Raw genomic sequence first — 23,931 nt, forward strand, 5'->3', positions numbered from 1 at the left:
GACCCAGCCCGAACCGGGAAGTGTGTTTCTAGGGATTGGCCGCCCCGGGACCGTCCGCGCCGATGCGTGTCCGGTGCTCCCTGCCGAGCGACTAGGGAACACTACGCCGATCGACAGGGCGACGCAAACGCCGGCCGGCCTCGACCCCCTCTTGAGCGGTCGCTCAAATCTCTGCCATCATGACGCCCATCGAAGTTGAGCAGTCGCTCAAACTCTCACTCGGGGGGAGTCATGCCTGCTACCAGGCGGCCAACCAGGCCGGTCTACGTCGAGACCCGGATCCGGGCACCGATGGACGTGCTCTGGGATCTCACCCAGACACCGCACGAGCACGAGAGGTGGGACGCACGCTTCACGCGGATCCGGTACGGAGCCTCGGCTCGTGAAGAGGAGGGCGGAGGGGCGGAACGCCCAGCCGCGATCCGCCGCTACTGGCTCGGACCACCGGGCGGCCCGGCGCTCACGGGCACCGGGATCACCACGGCCGAGCGGTGCCGGCCCGACGGGTCACGGATCAGCGCGCTGCGGTTCGTCGCCGACAACGGGCTCTCCCCTCTACAGGAGGGCTCCGGCTACTGGCGCTACGTTCCTGCTGCGTCACCGTCCGGCGGAACCGTCCGGTTCGTCACGGGCTACGACTACCGGAGTTGGCGATGGCCCGGTGGTGCCCTGGTGGACCGCTGGTTCGTGCGGCCCGTCGTCGGATGGCTCACCGCGTGGTCGTTCGACCGGCTGCGGCTCTGGGCCGAGCGCGGGATCCCGCCCGAGCGCGCGCGCCTGCATGCCGTGGCCGAGACCGGCGCGCGGCTGGGCACCACCGTCGCTGCCGCGCTCCTGACGGCCGCCGCGGCCGGTCCGGTCGTGGGAACGGCCTGCGGCGGGGCCGTCCTCCTTCTCTCCGCTCTCCTGCCGCCCTCCCCCGTCACCCCCGCCGCCCGGCGCTGTGCCAGACGCCCGGACCGGAGCGGCCCCGCCCTCAGCACCCGCCGGCCCCGCCTGCTCAACGCCCTGGAGACGCCGTGACCACCGCCGCAGCCTCAGCACGCACCACCGCCACCGCCACGACTGGGAGCGCAGGCCCGTCGATCTTCCGGCGGGCGCTGGGGGCCGACTTCGACCGGCTGCACCCCGAGCTGCAACGGCGGTTCGGCTTCTCCTCCCAGGACGGTGTCGCCTGCATCGGCACCGGCCGGATGGAGCGCATCCGGCAGGGGGCGCGGTGGCTGGCCCCACTGCTCCGGCTCGGGAGCCGGCAGAACATCCTGTTCCCGGAGCACGGCCGCGACGTGCCGTTCACCATCGCCAACTACGCCTACCGGGACGGCTTCGGCAGGGAGACCGTCACCTTCGTCCGGACGTTCCAGTTCACCCGGCCCCGCCGCTTCGACGCGACGATGGTGGCCGCACCGCAGCCGGGGACGGTCGTCGACTTCCTGGGGACGCACCAGCACCTCGCCGTGGACCTGCATGTCCGGGTCACCGGGCGCGGCGGGCTGGTGATCTCCTCGGGCGAGCAGCGGGTCTCCGCGCTCCCCGGTTCGCCGCGCTGGCCTGCCGTGCTGACGGGCCGGGCGGATCTGCACGAGTGGTTCGACGAGGAGGCCGGCCGGTTCCGCATTGAGGTCCGGGTCGTCAACCCGCTGGTCGGCCTGGTGATGGGGTACCAGGGGTGGTTCACCGCGGAATATCCGCTCATCGGCCCGGAGGGAATTCCGAACCATGTCCGGCCGGTCCGGGAATCCGTCCGCACGTGAGTGGTCGGAACCGCCGTCCGGATGGCCGGGTGCGGCAGCTACGCTGCCGCACATGAGCGACACACGCGAGCGGCTGATGGAAGCTGCCATCAGCGCGCTCAAACGGCAGGGAATCTCGGGAGTCTCGGCTCGCACCATCGCCGCCGAGATCGGCGTCAACCAGGCCTTGGTGTTCTACCACTTCAAGACGGTGGAGGGTCTGCTGGCCGCGGCCGCCCTGCGCGAGACCGGGCTGCGGCTGGACCGGTACCGGCCGCACTTCGAGGCGGCGGGCTCGCTGCGCGAGCTGCTGAGCATCGGGCAGAACCTCGACGAGGAGGAGCGAGCGGCGGGAAACGTCGCCCTGCTCGGGCAGTTCCTGGCCGGCGCCACGGGCCATCCGCAGCTCACGGAGGCGACGGCCGACGCGCTGCGGATGTGGACGGACGAGCTCCAGCGCGTTCTGGAGCGGTTGTACGCGGGACATCCCCTCGCCGAGTTCCTCGATCTACCGGGGCTGGCCCGCGCGGTGGCGGCGGCCTTCGTCGGGCTGGAGCTGTACGAAGGGGTGGATCCGCAGGGGGCGACCGGGGCGTTCGCGGCGCTGGACCGGCTGGGCGTGCTGGTCGAGGTGGTGGACAGCCTCGGTCCGGTGGTGTCGCTGGCGGTGCGCGCCAAGGTGCGCCGCGAGGTCGGCCGGAACGGCGAGCCGCGGTAGCCGCAGCAACGGCGAACGGCCGCCGGCCGGACCCCGGGGAGAGGGGTCCGGCCGGCGGCCGCAGCCAAGCGGGCTCAGCTGTTGGTCGGGAAGCCGAGGTTGATGCCGCCGTGCGAGGGGTCGAGCCAGCGCTGGGTGACGGCCTTGCCGCGGGTGAAGAACTGCACGCCGTCCGGACCGTACGCGTGGGTGTCTCCGAACAGGGAGGCCTTCCAGCCGCCGAAGGAGTAGTAGGCGACCGGGACGGGGATCGGCACGTTGATGCCGACCATGCCGACCTCGACCTCGTACTGGAAGCGCCGGGCCGCGCCGCCGTCGTTGGTGAAGATGGCGGTGCCGTTGCCGTACGGGTTGGCGTTGATGAGGGCGACGCCCTCCTCGTAGGAGGCGACGCGCACGACGGACAGCACCGGGCCGAAGATCTCGTCGTTGTAGACGGACATGCCGGGCTTCACGTGGTCGAACAGCGTGGGGCCGAGCCAGAAGCCGTCCGCCGTCGGGGCGCCGTTGCGGTCCTCGGCGGTGATCGGGTGCTTGCGGCCGTCGACCGCGAGCTCCGCGCCGTCGGCGACGCCGGACTCCACGTAGGAGGTGACCTTGTCCCGGTGCTGGCCGGTGACCAGCGGGCCCATCTCGGACTCGCCGTTGCAGCCGGGGCCGACCTTCAGGCCGGACATCCGCTGCTTGATCTTCTCGACCAGCTCGTCGCCGATCGGGTCGACCGCGACCAGGACCGAGATGGCCATGCAGCGCTCGCCGGCCGCGCCGAAGCCGGCGTTGATGGCGGCGTCGGCGCTGAGGTCGAGGTCGGCGTCGGGCAGGACGAGCATGTGGTTCTTGGCGCCACCGAGCGCCTGGACACGCTTGCCGTAGCGGGTGCCGGTCTCGTAGACGTACCGGGCGATCGGGGTGGAGCCGACGAAGCTGACCGACTTGATGTCGGGGTGCTCCAGCAGACGGTCGACGGCGACCTTGTCACCGTGCACGACGTTGAAGACGCCGTCCGGCAGGCCGGCCTCCTTCCACAGCTCGGCGAGGAAGTTGGCCGCCGACGGGTCCTTCTCGGAGGGCTTCACCACGACGGTGTTGCCGGCCGCGATGGCGATCGGGAAGAACCACATCGGCACCATGGCCGGGAAGTTGAACGGCGAGATGATCGCGACCGGCCCGAGCGGCTGTCGGATCGAGTAGACGTCGATGCCGGTGGAGGCCTGCTCGGTGAAGCCGCCCTTGAGGAGCTGCGGGATGCCGCAGGCGTACTCGACGACCTCCAGGCCGCGGGCGATCTCGCCGAGCGCGTCGGAGTGCACCTTGCCGTGCTCGGAGACGATGATCGCGGCCAGCTCGTCGCGGCGGGCGTTGAGCAGCTCGCGGAAGCTGAAGAGGACGGTGCTGCGCTTGGCCACCGAGGCGTTGCGCCACTCGGCGAAGGCCGACGCGGCGGCGGCCACCGCCTGGTCGACCTCGGCGATCTCCGCGAAGTCGACGTGGCCCGCGACCTGGCCGGTGGCCGGGTCGAAGATGTCACCGCGGCGGGGAGCGGTGCCGGCGGTGGCGACCGGCGCGCCGCCGATCCAGTGGATGATGTGCTTGCTCAAGTCCGTCTGCCTCCGAAGTCCCGGGCGGCGTCCTGCCGTCGGTCCCTTGTCTGGCGCCGCCCGCGAGTGGGCCGGGCGACGGGATCACGGGGCTACCGCGCTCACCACCCAGTCTGGTGGGCGTCGTGCCCGGCCTCAACGAACAGGCTGACGGGCATCGGGGATTCAGCCTTACAGGTCGTAGGCCGGCTGGGCCGAACGGGCGAAGCTCAGCGCTCCTCCGCCTCCGCGGCCTCCTCCTCGACGTCCTCCAGGTACGGGTCGTGCAGCCCGTCCGGAGCCTCCAGCGTCTCCAGCAGGTCCAGCCGGAGGTCCTGTGCCCAGGCGAGCGCCCACCGCTTCAGCCCGTCGACGGCGCTGCCGGCGACGCCCCTGGCGCGGTACCGCCCGTCGGCGGCGTCGGCCAGTGTCTCCAGCCGGTCGGCGAGGACGGTGGGCTGGAAGTCCGTGTCCAGCGCGCCGGCCAGCGCGAGCAGCTCGCCCTCCCGGTACCAGGCGGTCAGCGCGTGCACGTCGACCAGGTCGCGCGGCAGACCGCGGTCGGCGAGCAGTGCGGTGGTCAGTGCGGCCGCGTCCTCCAGGGCGACGGCGGTCATCGGCAAGGGCGCCTCCGGTGCGCCGAGGTCCAGGCGGACCGGGCGGTGGCCCAGCGGCTCCTTGCGCAGCTCCACCGTGTGCGTCCGCCCGCCGAGCGTCAGCCGGACGGAGAGCTGTTCCAGGCGCGGCGTGCCGGGGCGTTCGGCGACCCCGCCACCGGCCGCGCGGTAGGCGGCGGCCAGCTCCGCGGCGGCCTGCGGCAGGTCGGTGCCGCCGCTGGTCACCAGGGTGAGCCCGTCCTGGGCGCCGGCCGGCACCCCGTGCGCGCGCAGGGCGTGCCCGCCGGCCAGGGCGAGTCCGAGCCGGTCGCAGACGGGCCGGGCCAGCTCGGCGAGCCGCAGCTGCGCCGGGCCGGGGCGGAGGGACGCGTCGACGGCGTCGGGGACGGTGGTCACACGTCCAGTCTGACGCGGCCGCCCGCCCGGCGCGCCCACGCGCCGGGCGTCCTCCTCCACGGGAGCTGCCGGCCCGGGACTGCGCTCACCAGTCGGTGAGCCTGGCGGCGGCCCCGTGCAGGGCGAGTTCCAGCACGACCGGGTCGTTGAGCCGCCCGGACCCGTCGGGCGGGACGAGCCAGCGCACGCCCCGGCTGCGCCGCGCGGGGTGCGGGACGACGATCCAGGTGCCGTCTCCCGCGGTGCGCACGCCGGTGCCGACCCAGCGGGCGGCGGTGCCGACGGGGACGAGGAAGCCGACGCTCTCGCCGCCGAAGTCGGTGAGGACCGGGCCGCAGGAGCGGCCGTCCAGGATCTCGAGGACGGGACGGCCGAGCCGGCCCGGCACCGAGAGGACGTCCCAGCGCCGGCCGGCGGGCAGCAGCATCAGGCCCAGTCCGGTGCGTTCCCACTGCTCCCGGAAGGCCTCCGGGTCGGGTGCCGCCTCGGCGAGCCAGTGCAGTCCGGTGCTCTCCATGGTCCTGTCCCCGTCTCTCAGCCCGCTACCGGTCGTAGCTGCTCATCGTGGCGCGACGGGAAACCGAGACCCGCCGTCACCGACAAGAGGCGGGCGGCGGGTCTCTCTTACACAGGTACCGGATCACGTGATCCGAACGGCTCAGCCACGGCTCAGCTGTCGAAGCCCAGCCCCATCCGGTCGAGGGTGCGCAGCCAGAGGTTGCGCCGGCCGCCGTGGTGGTCGGCGTAGTCGAGCGAGCGGGTGGTGATCTCGATCCCGGCCCAGCGGACCGGCTCGGGCGGGAACGGCAGCGGCTTGCTGCGCACCATCTCCAGTGAGGTGCGCTCCGTCCGGGCGCCCTCCAGCAGGTCGAGCATCACCTCGGCGCCGAACCGGGTGGCGCCGACGCCGAGCCCGGTGTAGCCGGTCGCGTAGGCGACCCGGCCCCGGTGGGCGGTGTCGAAGAACGCCGAGAACCGGCTGCAGGTGTCGATCGCGCCGCCCCAGGCATGGGTGAAGCGCAGCCCCTCCAGCTGGGGGAAGCAGCGGAAGAAGTTGTGGGCCAGGGTCCGGAAGGTCTCCGGCCGCTGGTCGTACTCGTGCCGGACGCGCCCGCCGTAGTGGTAGACCGCGTCGTAGCCGCCCCACAGGATCCGGTTGTCCGCGGAGAGCCGGAAGTAGTGGAACTTGTTGGCGCTGTCGCCGAGCCCCTGGCGGCCGCGCCAGCCGATCGCGGCGAGCTGCTCGGCGTTGAGCGGCTCGGTCATCAGCGCGTAGTCGTACACCGGTACGACGTACGGACGGACCCGCTTGACCAGGGACGGGAACACGTTGGTGCCGAGCGCGACGCGGCGGGCGAAGACCCGCCCGTACGGGGTGCGGACGGCCATGCCGCTGCCGTACTCGCGCAGGTCGAGGGCCCGGGTGTGCTCGAAGATCCGCACGCCCTGGCCCAGGCAGGCGTCCTTGAGGCCCCAGGCGAGCTTGGCGGGGTGGACCATCGCCACGCCCTCCTTGTCCCAGATCCCGCCGAGGAAGGTCGGCGAGTCGACCTCGGCGCGCAGCGCGTCGGCGTCGAGGACGGTGACGTCGAGACCGTACTCGGTGACGGCCTCGGCGATCTCGTGCAGTTCCTCGACCTGGTGGGGCTGGGTGGCGACGTCGATCTCGCCGGTGCGCTCCCACTCGGCGTCGATGCCGTACCGCTTGAGGGTGGCCTCGATGCCGTCCAGGTTGGCCGCGCCGAGGCGTTCCAGCTGGGCGAGTTCGCCGGGCCAGCGCTGGAGGCCGTTGCCGAAGCCGTGGGTCAGGCTGGCCGCGCAGAATCCGCCGTTGCGTCCGGACGCGGCCCATCCCACCTCGTTGCCCTCGACCAGGACGACGTCGAGCGAGGGGTCGCGTTCCTTGGCGATGAGCGCGGTCCAGAGGCCGGAGTAGCCGCCGCCGACGACCAGCAGGTCGCACTTGACGTCGCCGACCAGGGCGGACAGCGCCTCCGGCCGGCCCGGGTCCTCCAGCCAGAACGGGGTGGGCCTGGCGTCACTGAGTGCGCGGGCGGAGTCCATGCATTATCAGCCACTTTCTGCACATCGATGGTGGTGGTGGGGCCGCCTCCCGACGGTAGCCCGGGAGGCGGCCCGGGCGGTCAGGCCGTGGCCTTGCGGCGGTTGCCGAGCCACTGGCCGGCCACGGTGAGCCCGACGGCGGCGATGAACATCGCGGTGCCGATGACGTTCACCTGCACCGGGATGCCCCGCTGCGAGGCCCCCCAGACGAACATCGGGAAGGTGACCGTGGTCGGGCCCGAGTTGAACTGGGTGATGATGAAGTCGTCGAAGGAGAGCGCGAAGCTGAGCAGCGCGCCGGCGGCGATGCCGGGGGCGGCGAGCGGCAGGGTGACCCTCAGGAAGGTCTGGACGGGGGTGGCGTAGAGGTCCTGGGCGGCCTGTTCGAGCCTCGGGTCCATGCTCATCACGCGCGCCTTGACCGCCGTCACCACGAAGCTGAGGCAGAACATGATGTGCGCGATGAGGATGGTGGTGAAGCCGAAGGGGATGCGCATGTTGAGGAAGAGGGTGCCGAGCGAGGCGGCCATCACCACCTCGGGCATGGCCATCGGCAGGAAGATCATCGCGGTGGTGGCGGAGCGGCCTCGGAAGCGGTAGCGGGCCAGCGCGAAGGCGACCATGGTGCCGAGGACGGTGGCGCCGATGGTGGCGAGCACCGCGACCTGGAGGCTCAGCGAGAGCGACTGGCACATGTCGGCGACGCCGCAGGGGTCGGTCCAGGCGTCGGTGGAGAACTCGGACCACTCGTAGTTGAACTTGCCGACCGGCTTGTTGAACGAGAAGGCGAGGACCACCAGGTTGGGCAGCACCAGGTAGGCCAGGGCCAGCAGGCCGGCCAGCACCACCAGGCGGGCGCGGATCCATGTGAACACTCGGGACATCAGACCAGTTCCTCCGTCCCGGCCTTGCGCATGTAGACCGTCACCATGCCCAGGATCAGGGCCATCAGGATGAAGCTCAGCGCGGCCGCCGTGGGGTAGTCGAGCACGTTCAGGAACTGCTTCTGGATGCCGTTGCCGACCATCTGCTCGCTCGGCGAGCCCAGCAGCTGGGCGTTGATGTAGTCGCCGGACGCCGGGATGAAGGTGAGCAGCGTGCCCGCCACCACGCCGGGCAGCGAGATCGGGAACGTCACCTTGCGGAAGGTCGTGAACGGGCGGGCGTAGAGGTCGCCGGCCGCCTCGTGCAGGCGCGGGTCGATCCGCTCCAGCGAGGTGTACAGCGGCAGGATCATGAACGGCAGGAAGTTGTAGGTGAGGCCGCAGACCACGGCGAGCGGTGTGGCCAGCACCCGGTCGCCGGAGGTGAGGCCGATCGCGCTGGTGACGTCCAGGACGTGCAGCGTGTTGAGCACGCCGACCACCGGGCCGCCGTCCGAGAGGATCGTCTTCCAGGCCAGCGTCCGGATCAGGAAGCTGGTGAAGAACGGCGCGATCACCAGGATCAGGATGACGTTGCGCCAGCGCTTGCTCGCCTTGAAGGCGATCGTGTACGCGAGCGGGTAGCCGATGGCCAGGCACATCACGGTCGCGGTGGCGGCGTAGCCGAACGAGCGGACGAAGTGCCAGCGGTACTCGACCAGGGCGTCCCAGTAGGTGGCGAAGTGCCAGGTGACGCGGAACCCGTCCTCCAGCGAGCCGGTCTGCAGGGAGGTGGAGCCCTGGTAGACCATCGGCACCGCGAAGAAGACGACCAGCCAGGCGATGCCGGGCAGCAGCAGCCAGTACGGGGTGAGCCGGCGCTTCTGCTTCGGGGCGGCTCCGGGGAGCGGGCCGCCGTCGGGCGGTATCGCCTGCGGCGGTGCCGCCGGGGTGGTGGTGGTCATGCCGCCTCCTCCCCGGTGCCCGCGTCGATCGCCTGCGCGGCGTCCAGGGCGAAGGAGTGCGCCGGGTTCCAGTGCAGGACGACCGGTGCGCCGGGGACGATCCGGGCGTCGCGCTCCATGTTCTGCTCGAAGACGGTGACCTCCTGGCCGCCGTCGGTGCGCACCAGGTACTGGGTGGAGACGCCGATGAAGCTGGAGTCGACCACGGTTCCGGCCAGCCGGTTGCGGCCCTCGGCGACCTCGGCGGAGGTGTGCTCGATGGTGATCTTCTCCGGCCGCACGCCGAGGTGGACCTTCTTCGCCTCGGTGGCGCAGCGGGCCTTCGGGACGGCGAGCCGGATGCCGCCGGCGGTGAGCAGCAGGTCGTCGCCCTCGCTGCCGGTGACCTCGGCGGGCAGCAGGTTGGACTGGCCGAGGAAGTTGGCCACGAAGGTGGTGGCGGGGTTCTCGTAGAGGTCGGCGGGCGCGCCGAGTTGTTCGACCCGGCCGCCGTTCATCACCGCGATGGTGTCGGCCATGGTCATGGCCTCCTCCTGGTCGTGGGTGACGTGGACGAAGGTGATGCCGACCTCGGTCTGGATCCGCTTGAGCTCCAGCTGCATCTGGCGGCGGAGCTTGAGGTCGAGGGCGCCGAGCGGCTCGTCCAGGAGCAGGACCTGCGGGTGGTTGATCAGCGCGCGGGCGACGGCGACGCGCTGCTGCTGGCCGCCGGAGAGCTGGTGCGGCTTGCGCCGGGCGTACTGGCCGAGTTCGACCAGTTCCAGCATCTCGTCGACCTGCTTCTTGACGTCCTTGCGGCCGCGCCGGCGCAGGCCGAAGGCGACGTTCTCGAAGATGTCGAGGTGCGGGAAGAGCGCGTAGCTCTGGAAGACGGTGTTCACCGGCCGCTTGTACGGGGGGAGGGCGGTGACGTCCTGGCCGCCGATCAGGACGGTGCCGCTGGTGGGCTCCTCCAGTCCGGCGATCATCCGCAGGGTGGTGGTCTTGCCGCAGCCGGAGGCGCCGAGCAGGGCGAAGAAGGAGCCCTGCGGGACGGTCAGGTCGAGCGGGTGGACGGCGGTGAAGGAGCCGTAGGTCTTGCCGATGCCGGTGAGGCGGACGTCGCCGCCGGTGGCCGCCGAGCGCTGCTGCTCTGTCATGGGTGGTGGTGTCTCTCTGGTTTCTCTGCCGTCAGTGGGGGTCAGGCGCCGATGAGCTTGGAGAACTTCTCCTCGAAGCCGCTCTCCTCGGTCTCGGTGAGGCTCCGGAAGACGTGCGCCTTGGCCGCCATCTCGGGGGTGGGGACGACCAGCGGGTTGGCCGCGCTGTCCGGGGCGAGGGCGGCCAGTTCCTCCTGCATCCCGGTGACGGCGGAGACGTAGCCGATGCCCGCGACCAGCTGCGCCGCGATCTTGGGCTGATAGTAGAAGTCGATCAGCTTCTCGGCGTTGGCCTTGTGCTGTGCCTTGGCCGGGACGAGCATGTTGTCCGTCGCGGTGACGAAGCCCTTCTCCGGGATCACGAACTCGATGTCCGGGTTGTCGGCCCGCAACTGGATCAGGTCGCCGCCCCAGGCGACGCAGGCCGCGATGTCGCCGGAGGAGAGTTCCTGGCCGTAGTCGTTGCCGGTGAAGCGGCGGATCTGCTTGTTGTCCACGGCCTTCTGCAGCCGGGCGATCGCCGCGTCGTAGTCGTCGGCGGTGAACTTCGCCGGGTCCTTGCCCATGTCCAGCAGGGTCATTCCGACGGTGTCGCGCATCTCGGAGAGGAAGGTGACCCGGCCCTTGAGGTCCGGGTCCTCCAGCAGCTGCGCGATGCTGGTGACCTCCTTCCCCTTGGTGGCCTTCCTGTTGTAGGCGACCACCGTCTGGATGCCGGCCCACGGGTAGCTGTAGAGCCGGCCCGGGTCCCAGTCGGGAGCGCGGAAGCGGGACTCGATGGTGGTGATGGCGGTGGTGACGTTGGCCGGGTCGAGCTTCTGCGCCCAGCCGAGCCGGATCAGCCGGGCGGCCATCCAGTCGGTGAGCACCATCAGGTCCCGGCCGGTGTCCTGGCCGGCCGCGAGCTGCGGCTTGACCTTGCCGAAGAACTCGACGTTGTCGTTGACGTCCTCGGTGTACCTGACCTTGATCCCGGTCGCGGCGGTGAAGGCCTCCAGCGTGCCGTGCTTCTCCTTGTCCGCCTCGTCGGTGTCGACGTAGAGCGGCCAGTTGGAGAAGTTCACCTCCTTCTCGCTGTCCGAGAGGTCCTTGGCGGCGTTCGCGGTGGAGTCACCGGTTGCGGCAGTCTTCGCGGGCGGGATGCCGCAGGCCGCCAGGCTGCCCGCGCCGGCGGTGAGGGCGGCGGCGCGCAGCACGGTCCGCCGGCTGAGGGCGGCCCGGCCGCTGGTCAGACTGCGTTCCCAGGCCTTGCGGACCGGTTCCGACAGACCGTCGGTGAGCTCGTTGAACGCCATGGAACGGGCCTCCTGGGGAGAGGTCGGGGCGGTGGGGGGCGCCCCTGACTGAGGGTTATCTGTCTCCGAAGACGGTGCGGTGCCAGTCCTTGCGGGCGACCGCGGTGGTGTCGAACATGACGTGCTTGACCTGGGTGTACTCGTCCAGCGAGTACTGCGACATGTCCTTGCCGTAGCCGGAGGACTTGTAGCCGCCGTGCGGCATCTCGCTGATGATCGGGATGTGGTCGTTGACCCAGACGCAGCCGGCCGCGATCTCCCGGGTGGCCCGCAGCGAGCGGTGGATGTTGCTGGTCCAGGCCGAGGCGGCCAGGCCGTACGGGGTGTCGTTAGCCAGTCGCAGGCCCTCGTCGTCGCCGTCGAATGGCAGCACGACCAGCACCGGGCCGAAGATCTCGCCCTGGACGATCTCGCTGTCCTGGGCGGCGCCGGTGACCAGGGTGGGCGCGTAGTAGGCGCCGCGGGTGAGGTCGGTGCCGTCGTGGCCCTTCGCGGGGGCGTGGCCGCCGGTCACCACGGTCGCGTACGAGCGGGCGCGCTCGACGAAGCCGGCCACCCGGTCGCGGTGGGTGAAGGAGACCAGCGGGCCCAGGTCGGTCCGCGGGTTCAGCGGGTCGCCGAGCCGGATCGCGCCGTACAGCTCGGCGACGCCGGCCACGAAGGCCTCGTAGAGCGGGCGCTGCACATAGGCACGGGTCGCGGCGGTGCAGTCCTGGCCGCCGTTGATCAGGGAGGCGGCGACCGCGCCGTGCACGGCGGCGTCCAGGTCCGCGTCGTCGAAGACCACGAACGGGGCCTTGCCGCCGAGCTCCAGGTGGGTGCGCTTGACGCTCGCGGTGGCGAGTTCGGCGACCCGCCGGCCGACCGGGGTGGAGCCGGTGAAGGAGACCATCGCGACGTCCGGGTGGGAGACCAGGTGCTCGCCCGCGGTGCGCCCTGCGCCGGTGACGACGTTGACCACGCCGTCCGGGATGCCGGCCGCGGTGCAGGCCCGGGCGAACATCAGCGAGGTCAGCGGGGTCAGCTCGGCCGGCTTGAGGACGATGGTGTTGCCCGCCGCGATGGCCGGGAGGATCTTCCAGGCGGCCATCTGCAGCGGGTAGTTCCACGGCGAGATCGAACCGACCACGCCGATCGGCTCGCGCCGCACGTACGAGGTGTGGTCGCCGGAGTACTCGCCGGCCGCCTTGCCCTCCAGGCTGCGGGCGGCCCCGGCGAAGAAGGCGGTGTTGTCGATGGTGCCGGGGACGTCGAACTCGGTGGCGAGCTTGACCGGCTTGCCGGTCTGCGCGGTCTCCACCGCGGCGAGGTCGGCGGCGGCGTCGGTGAGGACGGCGGCCAGCCGGGTCAGCGCCTCGGAGCGGGCGCCCGGGGTGGCGCCGGCCCACTCGGGCAGCGCGGCCCGGGCGGCGGCCACGGCGGCGTCGACCTGCTCGGTGGAGGCCAGGGCGACCTGCTCGACGACGCTGCCGTCGGCCGGGTTGACGACCTGGAAGGGCTCGCCGCTCCCCCGGCTCTGCCGGCCCGCGATGTACTGCGCGCCTGCCCCGAAGTCGGTCAGGTCCATCTGGTTCCTCCAAGTGCCCGGTGGTTCGGCGGCCTGCGCGTCGACTGCCCGTACGGCCTGCCGATCGGCTGATCCCCGTCATGCTGCCCGTGCCGGCGGGCACGGGGCCCGTACCGGCGTCGTACGACTGGTCGAGTCGCCGCGCCCCGGGTACGGGGGAATCCGGTCCGGTTGATCACCGAGGAGCGCGATCCTGACAGCACTGCGTTACCTCGACAAGGGATTCCGCTGTTGCTTTCTGGTTACGCGACGGATTCCGGCGGTGATGTCGTGTTTCGCCACAGCCGACCCGCTGACCATGCCCGGTGCCGCCCGCGCGTGACAAGGGTCACTGCGACAAGCGCGGCGCAAAGGGCCTTACAGGGTGGAAGGGTTCGGGCAGGGCAACAGATCGTCGCCGCGAGGGATGATTTACCTGACACTCTGAACCCTGGAGGCCCGCGATGCTCCCCACCGTCGCCCGTGTGCTCGACCTGGAGGTGATGCGGCGCGGCCTCCCCCAGGTCGTCGCCGGCGCCGGCCATCTTGAGCGCCCGGTCCGCTGGGTCCACGTCAGCGAACTGCCCGACGTCGCCGGCGTGCTCCAGGGCGGCGAACTGGTGCTGACCACCGGCATCGCCCTGCCCGAGCACCGCGAGGGCCTGGCGCAGTACGTGCGCGAGCTGGACGAGGTGGGGGTGGCCGGACTGGTCATCGAGTTCGGAAGACGGTACTTCGACTCACTGCCGCGCGCCCTGGTGCACGCCGCCGAGCAGCGCGGCCTGCCGCTGATCGCACTCCGCCGCGAGCTGCGCTTCGTCGCCGTCACCGAGGCCGTGCACGCCCTGGTGGTCAACGCCCAACTGGAGCAGCTGCGCATCTCCGAGGCGGTCCACCAGGTCTTCAACGAGCTGGTGGTGGAGGGCGCCGAACCGGCCGAGGTGGTCCGCCAGGTGGCCCGGATGGCCGGCGGGCCCGTCGTCCTGGAGAACCTCGCCCACCAGGTGCTCGCGCACGACACCGCCGGCCGGCCCGAGACCGAGCTGCTGGAGGACTGGGAGCGCCGCTCGCGCGGGGTCCGCCCGGCCGGGCGGACCGGCCACGACCCGCGCAGCGGCTGGCTGGTGACCACCGTCGGAGCGCGCGGCCAGGACTGGGGCCGGCTCGTCCTGGTGCAGGACCCGGGGCCGCTGCCGGAGGGCGGCACCCACCCCCACACCATGCTGCTGGAGCGCGGGGCCTCCGCGCTGGCGCTCAACCGGCTGGTGGTCCGCGACCGGGAGAGCCTGGAGCGGCAGACCCACCGCACGCTGCTCTCCGGCATCCTGACCCACGCGCTGACCGTGTCCGAGGTGGCGCTGCGCGCCCAGGCGCTCGGCGTGCCGCTGGACGGCCGGCGGCTGGTCGGGGTGGTGCTGCGCCAGCGCCGCGGGCCGATCCCGGCCGCGCTGGAGGCGCAGGCCCGGCTGCGCGACTTCACCGAGCTGGCGGCGAGCGCCGTCCGCGTCTGCCGGCTCTCCGCCCTGGTCGGCGCGCTGGACGACGAGGGCGTGGGCGTACTGATCGCGCTCGGCACCCAGCAGGACGAGCACGCCGCGCTGGACGCCTTCGCCGCGGCGCTGCGCCGGCTGAACGCGGAGGCCCACCGGGACGCCGCGCCCGCCCCGGCCCCGGTGGTCGCCGTCGGCTCCTCGGTCGGCTCCGTCCGCGACGCCCGCCGCACCCTGCTGGAGGCCACCCAGGTCGCCGACGCCGCCCTGCACGACGCACCCGGCGGCCGGGCCGCCGCCTACTACCGGCTGCCCGACGTCCGGCTGCGCGGCCTGCTGCACCTGCTGCGTGACGACGCCCGGCTGCAGACCTACGTGGAGCGGGAGCTGGGCCCGCTGCTCGCCTACGACGCCGAGCACAACGCCCAGTTGGTGCAGATGCTGCGGATCTACCTGGAGCAGGGCCGGAACAAGTCCGCGGCGGCCGACGCCGCGCACCTGTCCCGGCCGTCCTTCTACGACCGGCTGCACAAGGTCGAGCGGATCCTCGGCGTCGACCTCGACCAGGTGGAGTCCTGCCTCTCCCTGCACGTCGCGCTGCTCGCCCTGGACGCGGTACGCAGGTGAGGGCCGGCCCCGGTGACGCGTCGCGGGGGCCGGACCCAGATGAGGCATCGCCGGGGGCCGGACCCCGGTGAGGCGTCGCCGAGGGTCAGACCCCGGTGATGCGCCCCCAGACCTTGTGCAGACCGGGCCGCTCGGCCGAGGTGACGTCGCGCATGGTGTGCAGCCGGGCCCGCATCTCCTCGGTCGGGAAGACCAGCGGGTGCTCCGCCAGCTCGGCCTTCTCCTTGTCCCCGCTGGCCGCCAGCACCTCGCGGGCGGCCGGCACCGGGCAGATGTACTGCACGGCGGCGGCCAGTTCGGCGGCCACCTCGGGCCGGTAGTAGTGGTCGATCAGCAGCTCGGCGTTCCGCTTGTGCCCGGCGCGGTTGGGGATCAGCAGGCTCTCCGCCCAGAGTTCGCCGCCCTCCTCCGGCACCACGAACGCGATGTCCGGGTTCTCCGCGGTGAGTTGGACGGCGTCGCCGGAGTACGCCTGGCAGGCCAGCGCGGCGCCGGAGGCCAGGTCGCTGGTGTAGTCGTTGCCGGTGAAGCGGCGGATGTGCCGGGCGTCGACCATCTTCTGCACCACGTCCATCGCCCGGTGCGCGTCGTCCTCGGTGAAGGCCGCGAGGTCGGCCCCGTGCGCGAGCATCAGCAGCCCGAGCGCCTCGTCCAGCCCGGCGAACAGGGTGACCCGGCCCTTGAGGTCGGGCGCCCAGAGGTCCGCGGTGGACTTGATCTCCCGGCCGAGCTCCTTGCGGTTGTAGGCGATGCCGGTGATCCCGGACTGCCACGGCACGCTGCGCCGGCGCCCGGGGTCGAACGCCGGGCCGGCCAGCTGCGGGTCCAACTGGGCCGTGACGTTGGGCAGGTTGGCCCGGTCCATGGTCTGCACCCAGCCGAGCGAGACGTACCGCCCGGCCATCCAGTCGCTGACCACCATCAGGTCGCGGCCGGGGTCGGTGCCCTGGGTGAGCACCGGGCCGATCTTGCCGAAGAACTCGTCGTTGTCGTTGATGTCCTCGGTGTAGGTGACCTTGATCCCGGTCCGCTCGGTGAACGCGTCGAGGGTGGGGCGCCCGCCCTCGTCGTCGGTGTCGATGTACTGCGTCCAGTTGGAGAAGGCCAGCCGCTGCTCGCGCTCCGAGCGGTCGGGGGCGGAGCGGCGGTCCTCGGCGACGTACGCGGACGGGATGCCGCAACCGGTCAGCGTGCCGAGGCCGAGCAGCCCGGCGGTGCCGAGCACGCTGCGGCGGGTCGGCCGACGGCGGCCGGCCGGGCGGCGGGTGAGGGTGGTGCTGGACATGGTGGGGCCTCCGGGGCATGGGACGGCCCCGGGCGCACGGGCAACCCGGGGCCGTCCTGTCGGTAGGTCAGACAGTGTGTGCGTCGGTGAGCGACAGCACCTCGTCGAGCACCGCGAGGCCGGCCTTGGCCTCCTCCTCGGTGACGGTGCACGGCGGGACGACGTGGAACCGGTTCATGTTGACGAACGGCCAGAGCCCGCGCTGCTTGCAGGCCGCGGCCAGCTCGGCCATCGGCGCGTTGGCCGCGCCGGCGGCGTTGTACGGCACCAGCGGCTCGCGGGTGGTGCGGTCCCTGACCAGGTCCAACGCCCAGAACACGCCGAGGCCGCGCACCTCGCCGATCGAGGGGTGGCGCTCGGCCAGCTCGCGCAGGCCGGGGCCGAGCACGTTCTCGCCGATGTGCTTCGCGTTCTCGACGATGCCCTCCTCCCCCATCACGTTGATGGTCGCGACGGCCGAGGCGCAGGCCAGCGGGTGGCCGGAGTAGGTGAGCCCGCCGGGGAACGGCCGCTCGGCGAAGGTCGCGGCGATCTCGGCGTTGATGGCCACGCCGCCCAGCGGGACGTAGCCCGAGTTGACGCCCTTGGCGAAGGTCATGAGGTCCGGCGTGACGCCCCAGTGATCGGCGGCGAACCAGGCGCCGGTGCGGCCGAACCCGGCCATCACCTCGTCCAGGATGAAGACGATCCCGTACCGGTCGCAGATCTCCCGCACCCCGGCCAGGTAGCCCTGCGGCGGGATCAGGATCCCGGCGGTGCCGACCACCGTCTCCAGGATGATCGCCGCGACGGTGCCCGGCCCCTCGAAGGCGATCATCTCCTCCAGGTGCCGCAGCGCGCGCTCGCACTCCTGCGCCTCGTTCTCGGCGTGGAACGGGGAACGGTAGGCGTACGGGCCCCAGAAATGGACCACACCGGAGACGCCGGTCTCGTTGGCCCAGCGGCGCGGGTCACCGGTGAGGGCGATCGCGTTGGCGGTGGCGCCGTGGTACGAGCGGTAGGTCGACATGATCTTCTGCCGGCCGGTGTGCAGCCGGGCCATCCGGATGGCGTTCTCGACGGCCTCGGCGCCACCGTTGGTGAAGAAGATCTTGTCCAGGTCGCCGGGGGTGCGCTCGGCGATCAGCCGCGCCGCCTCGCTGCGGGCCTCGACGGCGAAGCCGGGCGCGATGGTGCAGAGCTTCGCGGCCTGCTCCTGGATCGCCGCGACCACCTTCGGGTGCTGGTGCCCGATGTTGGTGTTCACCAGCTGCGAGGAGAAGTCCAGGTAGCGGTTGCCCTCGTAGTCCCAGAAGTAGGAGCCCTCGGCGCCGGCCACCGCGAGGGGGTCGATCAGTGCCTGGGCGGACCACGAGTGGAAGACGTGCGCGCGGTCGGCGGCCTTGACGGCCTGGCCGGCAGCTGAGTCAGCGGTGGGGATGCTCATGCGGTAAGGCTAGGGAGTCACGGCCGTGAAATGCAGGTTCATCTTGTCAGGCGGTCACGCGAACGGCCGACAGGGTGACAAGACACAGGGCCCGGGTCACAGAGACCCGGGCCCATTGTCAGATCACACGATCACTCAGAACGCGGCTCGGCGCGCGGCTCAGAACGCGGCTCGGACCGCCGTGCGGATCCTGTTCAGATCGCCGTCATGACGTGCTTCACGCGGGTGTAGTCCTCGAAGCCGTAGGAGGAGAGGTCCTTGCCGTAGCCGGACTTCTTGAAGCCACCGTGCGGCATCTCGGCGACCAGCGGGATGTGGGTGTTGATCCAGACGCAGCCGAAGTCCAGCCGGCGCGACATCCGCATCGCCCGGGCGTGGTCCTTGGTCCACACCGAGGAGGCCAGCGCGTACTCCACGCCGTTGGCGTAGTCGACGGCCTGGTCCTCGTCGGAGAACTTCTGCACGGTGATGACCGGGCCGAAGACCTCGTTCTGGATGATCTCGTCGTCCTGGTTCAGGCCGGAGACGACGGTCGGGGCGTAGAAGTAGCCCTTGTCGCCGACCCGGTGGCCACCGGCCTCGACCTTGGCGTGCGCGGGCAGGCGCTCGATGAAGCCGGTGACCTGCTGCAGCTGGTTGGCGTTGTTCAGCGGGCCGTAGAGCACGTCCTCGTCGTCCACGCCACCGGTCTTGGTCTCGGCCGCGGCCTTGGCCAGCGCCTCGACGAAGGCGTCGTGGATCGACTCGTGCACCAGCACGCGGGTGGCGGCGGTGCAGTCCTGGCCCGCGTTGAAGAAGCCGGCCACCGAGATGCCCTCGACCGCCTCGGCGATGTCGGCGTCCTGGAAGACCACGACCGGGGCCTTGCCGCCCAGCTCCAGGTGGACGCGCTTGACGTCCTTGGAGGCGGACTCGGCGACCGAGATGCCGGCGCGCACCGAGCCGGTGATGGAGGCCATCGCCGGGGTGGGGTGCTCGACCATGGCCTTGCCGGTCTCGCGGTCGCCGCAGATCACGTTGAAGACGCCGGCCGGCAGGTCCAGCTCCTTGAGCACGCCGCCGATGATCTCGGCGAGCAGCACGGTGGAGGCCGGGGTGGTGTCGGAGGGCTTCAGCACGACGGTGTTGCCGGCGGCGATGGCCGGGGCGAACTTCCAGACGGCCATCATCATCGGGTAGTTCCACGGCGCGACCTGGGCGCAGACGCCGACCGGCTCGCGGCGGATGATCGAGGTCATCCCGTCCATGTACTCACCGGCGGCCTTGCCCTCCAGCAGGCGCGCGGCGCCGGCGAAGAAGCGGATCTGGTCCACCATCGGGCCGATCTCCTCGGAGAGGGTCAGCGCGCGGGGCTTGCCGGTGTTGCGCACCTCGACGTCGACGATCTCGTCGGCACGCGCCTCGACCGCGTCCGCAATCTTGAGGAGCAGCTTCTGCCGGGTGCTCGGGGTGGCGTCGCGCCAGACCGGGAAGGCCGCGGCGGCGGAGGCCATGGCGGCGTCGACGTCGGAGGCGCCCGAGAGCGGGGACGTCGCGTAGACCTCGCCGGTGGTGGGGTCCACGATGTCGAGCGTGCGGCCGTCCGCCGCATCGACGAACTCACCGTTGATGTAGTTGCGCAGCGTGCGAAGGTCGCTCACGGGTCTCTCCTCGGTCTGGGCCTGCGGCGTTGCAGATTCCGGCGCCATGGTACGTCGGCGGGTCCGCCGGACGAAGGGTGCCGAGTGGCCGGGCCGGAAGCGGCACGGTCCACTGGTTGGGGGTACGCCCGCTGCGCTGCGAAGCTGCGCGCGTACCGGGCCAGGGTAGCCGCACGGCTGCGGTTATCGACAGGCCAACTCGGATATCACGATGAAATCCGCATGGGATTTCCAAGATCACGACGAAATCAGCAGCTACCGCGCTTGCGAACGCAGGGACGATCAGGCACAGTTGCGGCGTGGCCAACCGCGACCGGAACGCCAGCGTTCCCCTCGACGCCGCCTCCAAGGCGATCATCGAGCAGCTCCAGGAGGACGGGCGCCGCCCGTACGCCGCCATCGGCAAGGCCGTCGGCCTGTCCGAGGCAGCCGTACGGCAGCGCGTCCAGAAGCTGCTCGACCAGGGCGTGATGCAGATCGTCGCCGTCACGGACCCGCTCACCGTCGGCTTCACCCGCCAGGCGATGGTCGGAATCCGGGTGGAGGGCGACATCGAGCCCGTCGCCGACGCGCTGGCCGCCCTCGACGAGGTCGACTACGTCGTCTGCACCGCAGGCTCGTTCGATCTCCTGGCCGAACTGGTCTGCGAGGACGACGAGCACCTGCTCGAACTGATCAACAAGCGCATCCGCGCGCTTCCCGGCGTGCGGAGCACCGAGAGCTTCGTTTACCTGAAGCTCCGGAAACAGACCTACACCTGGGGCACCCGATGACAGCCGACCCGGCGCAGAAGGACCTTTCCAAGACCGCCTACGACCACCTGTGGATGCACTTCACCCGCATGTCGTCGTACGAGAACTCCCCCGTGCCGACGATCGTCAAGGGCGAAGGCACCTACGTCTGGGACGACAAGGGACGCAAGTACCTCGACGGCCTCGCCGGCCTGTTCGTCGTCCAGGCCGGCCACGGCCGCGAGGAGCTGGCCGAGGCCGCTGCCAAGCAGGCCAAGGAGCTCGCCTTCTTCCCGGTGTGGAGCTACGCCCACCCGAAGGCCGTCGAGCTGGCCGAGCGCCTGGCCAACTACGCCCCGGGCGACCTGAACAAGGTCTTCTTCTCCACCGGTGGTGGCGAGGCCGTGGAGACCGCCTGGAAGCTCGCCAAGCAGTACTTCAAGCTGACCGGCAAGCCGACCAAGTACAAGGTCATCTCGCGCGCCGTCGCCTACCACGGCACCCCCCAGGGCGCCCTGTCGATCACCGGCCTGCCGGGCCTGAAGGCCCCGTTCGAGCCGCTGGTGCCGGGCACCCACAAGGCCCCGAACACCAACATCTACCGCGCCCCGGCCTTCCTCGAGGGCCCCGACGGCACGGTCGACCCCGAGGCCTACGGCCGCTGGTGCGCCGACGAGATCGAGGTGGCCATCCTCAACGAGGGCGCCGAGACCGTCGCCGCCGTCTTCGTCGAGCCGGTGCAGAACGCCGGTGGCTGCTTCCCGCCGCCGCCCGGGTACTTCCAGCGCCTGCGCGAGATCTGCGACCGCCACGACGTGCTGCTGGTCTCGGACGAGGTCATCTGCGCCTTCGGCCGCCTGGGCACCATGTTCGGCGCCGACAAGTTCGGCTACCAGCCCGACATGATCACCTGCGCCAAGGGCATGACCTCGGGCTACTCCCCGATCGGCGCCACGATCATCTCGGACCGCCTCGCCGAGCCGTTCTACAAGGGTGACAACACCTTCCTGCACGGCTACACCTTCGGTGGCCACCCGGTCTCCTCCGCGGTGGCGCTGGCCAACCTCGACATCTTCGAGCGCGAGGGCCTGAACCAGCGCGTGCTGGACAACGAGGCGAACTTCCTCGGCACCCTGAACAAGCTGCGCGACCTGCCGATCGTCGGCGACGTCCGCGGCAACGGGTACTTCTACGGCATCGAGCTCGTGAAGGACAAGGTCACCAAGGAGTCGTTCAACGACGACGAGGTCGAGCGCGTGCTCTACGGCTTCCTGTCGAAGGCGCTCTTCGACAACGGCCTGTACTGCCGCGCCGACGACCGTGGCGACCCGGTCATCCAGCTGGCCCCGCCGCTGATCTCCGACCAGTCGACCTTCGACGAGATCGAGCAGATCCTGCGGGTCAGCCTCACCGACGCGTGGGCGAAGATCTGACGACCTGATCTTTCTTCCTCACCCTCCGCCGAAGGGCGGTCCCGCTTCCCGCGGGGCCGCCCTTCGGTGTTTCCTGCGCGACGGTCACCGAGTTCCGGCGAGCGGCCGTCCGCAGCCAGCGGGCTGCCGTCCATTTCCGGCGTGCGGCCGTCCCACCTCCACCGGCCAGCCGTCCATTTCCGGCGGGCTCCCGCACGTTTTCCGCCGGGATCCCGCATCGAAGACGAACCAAACACGCCTGATTGCGGGTGATTTGCCCCTGATGGGCCAGTGCGCCGCAACCGCGCCACGGCCCGATCGTTCTAATCTGACGACTGTCATATCCCTGCAGCCACCCAGGATGGAACCTCATGTCAGCGGCCCCGCCTGACAACGACGTGCTGTGGGCCCGGGGGATCGTCAAGTCCCATCACGGCACCCCCGCCCTGCGCGGTATCTCGCTCGGCGTCCGGGAGGGCGAGGTACTGGCCGTCACCGGCCCGCGCGGCTCCGGAAAGAGCACGCTGCTCGGCTGTCTCTCCGCCCTCCTCCCGGTCGACGAGGGCGAGGTCTGGTTCAACAGCGCCCCCGTCCACACCCTCGGCCGGGCCGGCCGCGAACGGCTGCGCCGCGACCGCTTCGGCTTCGTCGGCTCCGAACCGCACCTGGTGCCCGAGCTGACCGCCCGGGAGAACGTCGCCCTGCCGCTGCTGCTGGCCGGCGCCGGCAACAAGGCCGCGTACACCGCCGCCGACGAGTGGCTGGAACGCCTCGACGTCGGCGACATCGCCCGGATCCGGCCCGACCGGCTGATCCAGAGCCAGCGCCAGCGGATCGCCGTCGCCCGGGCGCTCGCCCCGCTGCCCCCGGTGGTCTTCGCCGACGACCCGACCGCCCCGCTCCACCGCGAGGCCGCCGATCAGGTCCTGCGGATACTGACCAGCGCGGCCCGCTCGCACCAGCTCACCCTCGTCCTGGCCACCCACGACCCCGAGCTCGTCCGGTTCGCGGACCGCGCCGTCGCCCTCGTCGACGGACGGCTGGCCGCCCCCGCCGCACCCGTCCCGCGCACCACCGCCGGATTCACCGGGACGGCCGGGACCACCGCCGCGCCGGGAGCCACCGGGGCGTCCGCCGTATCGGCCACGCGCCGCTGACGCCGCCCCGCCGCTGAAAGAGTCGACGTGTTCTATCTCCGTCTGGCCCGGGGCTACCGGGTGACCGACCTCGGCCGCTGGCTGCTCACCGCAGTGGCCGGCGCCGTCGTCACCGCCTTCCTGCTGCGGGCCCTCGGCCGGGCGATGAGCGACCCGCCGGGCGGCGGCGACACCCTCGCCCGCCTGCTCTGGTGCCTGCCCCCGCTGGCCGCGGTCGCCTGGTTCGCCGCCGTTGCCGCCCGCGCGGTGCCCGCCCAGCGGCCCGAGCGGATCACCGGCCTCACCGCCGCCGGGGCCGGTTCGGCCCGGATCCGGGCCCTGATCGCCGGCGAGGTCGCACTCGCCTGCACCCTCGGCTCCGTGCTGACCCTGCTGCTCTTCCTGGTCCTGCGCAACGACATCGCCGGGCCCTCGCTCGCCGCCGACCTCGGCATGGGGGTGAAGCTGCCGGCCGCCGCGCCGGTCACCCTGCTCGCCCTGGTACCGCTCACCGCCGGGATCGCCGCCGCAGGCGCGGTGCCACTCGCCGAGACCCTGCCCGGCCGGCCGCGGCCGGTCCGGACCGGCTTCGGCCCGGCGCGGATCGCACTGCCGGTCGGCCTGGCCGTGATCGGCCTCGCACTGGAGCTGATCGCCCTGCGGCCCGGCGCCGCCGTCGACGGCCGCCCGATCCACCTGCCGGCCGGTCTCGGCACCACCAGCACCGCCGCCCTCGGCGGCTGGGCCGCGAGCGCCCTCGGCCTCGCCCTGCTGACCGGTCCGCTGCTCTCCTGGGCCGGCCGGCTGCTCTCGCTCGGCCGGCCGACCCCGCTGCGGCTGCTGGCCGGGCGGGGCCTGACCACCCAGGCCCGCCGGCTCGGGCCCCCGCTGGCCGTGCTCGCCCTGGCGCTCGCGCTGGTGCTCACGACCATCCGCTACTGGATCGGCACGCCCGACAGTGCCGACGCCCTGCCGGCGATCGAGGCCGGCCTGGTGCTCGGCTGCACGGCGGCCGCCGTGGCGGCCCGGCTGGCCGAGCTGCGCACCGCCCGTCAGGACGTCGCCGACGCCCTGCTGCGGCTCGGTGCCTCACCCCGGCTGCTGGCCGGGGCGGTGGCGCTGCGGACGCTCGCGGCCGGCACCGTCCTGCTGGTCACCGGCGGGCTCACCGCCGTCCTGGCGGCCGCCGGGCTGCGCTGAGCTGCCGCCCCCGGGGCTTTGCCGGTCGGCTGCTGCTGGCTCCCGTGGCTCCGCGGCCGGCGGCACGCGTC

Annotated in this window: 20 protein-coding genes; 8 read left to right on the forward strand and 12 right to left on the reverse strand. The window is 71.8% G+C overall.

Features of this window, described 5'->3' with window-relative positions; genetic code table 11:
• Positions 1-231 precede the first annotated feature (231 nt).
• Genes ACZ5WK_RS30240 through ACZ5WK_RS30250 form a run of 3 tightly spaced genes read left to right on the forward strand, consistent with a single transcriptional unit; the run spans position 232 to position 2,451 of the window.
• A complete protein-coding gene (locus ACZ5WK_RS30240; protein ID WP_465552046.1) occupies positions 232-1,023 on the forward strand; it encodes a hypothetical protein in 792 nt (263 codons plus the stop codon).
• Positions 1,020-1,754 (forward strand): DUF4166 domain-containing protein, encoded by a 735-nt coding sequence (locus tag ACZ5WK_RS30245; RefSeq protein WP_465552048.1) that lies wholly within the window; start codon positions 1,020-1,022, stop codon positions 1,752-1,754. The genes ACZ5WK_RS30240 and ACZ5WK_RS30245 overlap by 4 nt, the downstream gene beginning before the upstream one ends.
• 52 nt (positions 1,755-1,806) lie before the next feature.
• Positions 1,807-2,451 (forward strand): TetR/AcrR family transcriptional regulator, encoded by a 645-nt coding sequence (locus ACZ5WK_RS30250; protein WP_465552050.1) that lies wholly within the window; start codon positions 1,807-1,809, stop codon positions 2,449-2,451.
• Positions 2,452-2,525: 74 nt separating this feature from the next.
• Here the strand turns inward: ACZ5WK_RS30250 and ACZ5WK_RS30255 are convergent, their stop codons facing one another.
• The 9 genes from ACZ5WK_RS30255 to ACZ5WK_RS30295 form a co-directional block, all read right to left on the reverse strand.
• Complete coding sequence (locus ACZ5WK_RS30255) at positions 2,526-4,049, reverse strand: CoA-acylating methylmalonate-semialdehyde dehydrogenase (protein ID WP_465552052.1); 1,524 nt, start codon at positions 4,047-4,049, stop codon at positions 2,526-2,528.
• A 209-nt stretch (positions 4,050-4,258) separates the two neighbouring features.
• Positions 4,259-5,041, reverse strand: coding sequence for a hypothetical protein (locus tag ACZ5WK_RS30260; RefSeq protein WP_465552054.1), 783 nt, complete (start codon positions 5,039-5,041; stop codon positions 4,259-4,261).
• An 85-nt stretch (positions 5,042-5,126) separates the two neighbouring features.
• On the reverse strand, positions 5,127-5,558 hold the full coding sequence (locus ACZ5WK_RS30265; RefSeq protein ID WP_465552056.1) for a bifunctional DNA primase/polymerase: 432 nt from the start codon (positions 5,556-5,558) through the stop codon (positions 5,127-5,129).
• 152 nt (positions 5,559-5,710) lie between these two features.
• Complete coding sequence (locus ACZ5WK_RS30270) at positions 5,711-7,105, reverse strand: NAD(P)/FAD-dependent oxidoreductase (protein ID WP_465552058.1); 1,395 nt, start codon at positions 7,103-7,105, stop codon at positions 5,711-5,713.
• 80 nt (positions 7,106-7,185) lie between these two features.
• On the reverse strand, positions 7,186-7,989 hold the full coding sequence (locus ACZ5WK_RS30275; protein ID WP_465552060.1) for an ABC transporter permease: 804 nt from the start codon (positions 7,987-7,989) through the stop codon (positions 7,186-7,188).
• On the reverse strand, positions 7,989-8,933 hold the full coding sequence (locus ACZ5WK_RS30280; RefSeq protein WP_396325967.1) for an ABC transporter permease: 945 nt from the start codon (positions 8,931-8,933) through the stop codon (positions 7,989-7,991). The genes ACZ5WK_RS30275 and ACZ5WK_RS30280 overlap by 1 nt, the downstream gene beginning before the upstream one ends.
• Positions 8,930-10,072, reverse strand: coding sequence for an ABC transporter ATP-binding protein (locus ACZ5WK_RS30285; RefSeq protein WP_465552062.1), 1,143 nt, complete (start codon positions 10,070-10,072; stop codon positions 8,930-8,932). Before ACZ5WK_RS30285 ends, ACZ5WK_RS30280 begins: the two co-directional genes overlap by 4 nt.
• A gap of 41 nt (positions 10,073-10,113) precedes the next feature.
• Entirely contained in the window at positions 10,114-11,367 is a 1,254-nt protein-coding gene (locus ACZ5WK_RS30290) for an ABC transporter substrate-binding protein (protein WP_465552064.1), read from the reverse strand.
• 55 nt (positions 11,368-11,422) lie between these two features.
• The gene (locus ACZ5WK_RS30295) at positions 11,423-12,934 is read right to left on the reverse strand and encodes a gamma-aminobutyraldehyde dehydrogenase (RefSeq protein ID WP_465552066.1); all 1,512 of its coding nucleotides are present in this window, start codon (positions 12,932-12,934) and stop codon (positions 11,423-11,425) included.
• 443 nt (positions 12,935-13,377) lie between these two features.
• Here ACZ5WK_RS30295 and ACZ5WK_RS30300 point away from each other — a divergent pair, with 443 nt between their 5' ends.
• Positions 13,378-15,030, forward strand: coding sequence for a PucR family transcriptional regulator (locus ACZ5WK_RS30300; protein ID WP_396325963.1), 1,653 nt, complete (start codon positions 13,378-13,380; stop codon positions 15,028-15,030).
• Between the two features lie 85 nt (positions 15,031-15,115).
• Here the strand turns inward: ACZ5WK_RS30300 and ACZ5WK_RS30305 are convergent, their stop codons facing one another.
• From ACZ5WK_RS30305 to ACZ5WK_RS30315, 3 genes are all read right to left on the reverse strand, one after another.
• A complete protein-coding gene (locus ACZ5WK_RS30305; RefSeq protein ID WP_465552068.1) occupies positions 15,116-16,315 on the reverse strand; it encodes a polyamine ABC transporter substrate-binding protein in 1,200 nt (399 codons plus the stop codon).
• Positions 16,316-16,382: 67 nt separating this feature from the next.
• Complete coding sequence (locus ACZ5WK_RS30310) at positions 16,383-17,741, reverse strand: aminotransferase class III-fold pyridoxal phosphate-dependent enzyme (protein WP_465552070.1); 1,359 nt, start codon at positions 17,739-17,741, stop codon at positions 16,383-16,385.
• Between the two features lie 194 nt (positions 17,742-17,935).
• The gene (locus tag ACZ5WK_RS30315) at positions 17,936-19,429 is read right to left on the reverse strand and encodes a gamma-aminobutyraldehyde dehydrogenase (RefSeq protein ID WP_465552072.1); all 1,494 of its coding nucleotides are present in this window, start codon (positions 19,427-19,429) and stop codon (positions 17,936-17,938) included.
• A 251-nt stretch (positions 19,430-19,680) separates the two neighbouring features.
• Between ACZ5WK_RS30315 and ACZ5WK_RS30320 the strand changes: the two genes are divergently transcribed.
• The 4 genes from ACZ5WK_RS30320 to ACZ5WK_RS30335 all read left to right on the forward strand — a co-directional run bounded on the left by ACZ5WK_RS30320 (position 19,681) and on the right by ACZ5WK_RS30335 (position 23,860).
• Positions 19,681-20,154 (forward strand): Lrp/AsnC family transcriptional regulator, encoded by a 474-nt coding sequence (locus ACZ5WK_RS30320; RefSeq protein ID WP_030243538.1) that lies wholly within the window; start codon positions 19,681-19,683, stop codon positions 20,152-20,154.
• Positions 20,151-21,545, forward strand: a complete 1,395-nt coding sequence (locus ACZ5WK_RS30325) for an aspartate aminotransferase family protein (RefSeq protein WP_465552074.1) — start codon at positions 20,151-20,153, stop codon at positions 21,543-21,545. The genes ACZ5WK_RS30320 and ACZ5WK_RS30325 overlap by 4 nt, the downstream gene beginning before the upstream one ends.
• A 350-nt stretch (positions 21,546-21,895) precedes the next feature.
• Positions 21,896-22,681 carry an ABC transporter ATP-binding protein gene (locus ACZ5WK_RS30330; RefSeq protein ID WP_465552076.1) on the forward strand — a complete coding sequence of 262 codons (786 nt, stop codon included), beginning with the start codon at positions 21,896-21,898 and terminating at the stop codon, positions 22,679-22,681.
• Between the two features lie 27 nt (positions 22,682-22,708).
• Positions 22,709-23,860, forward strand: coding sequence for a hypothetical protein (locus ACZ5WK_RS30335; RefSeq protein WP_465552078.1), 1,152 nt, complete (start codon positions 22,709-22,711; stop codon positions 23,858-23,860).
• Positions 23,861-23,931 lie beyond the last annotated feature (71 nt).

Source organism: Kitasatospora sp. NPDC032757 (assembly GCF_055579305.1).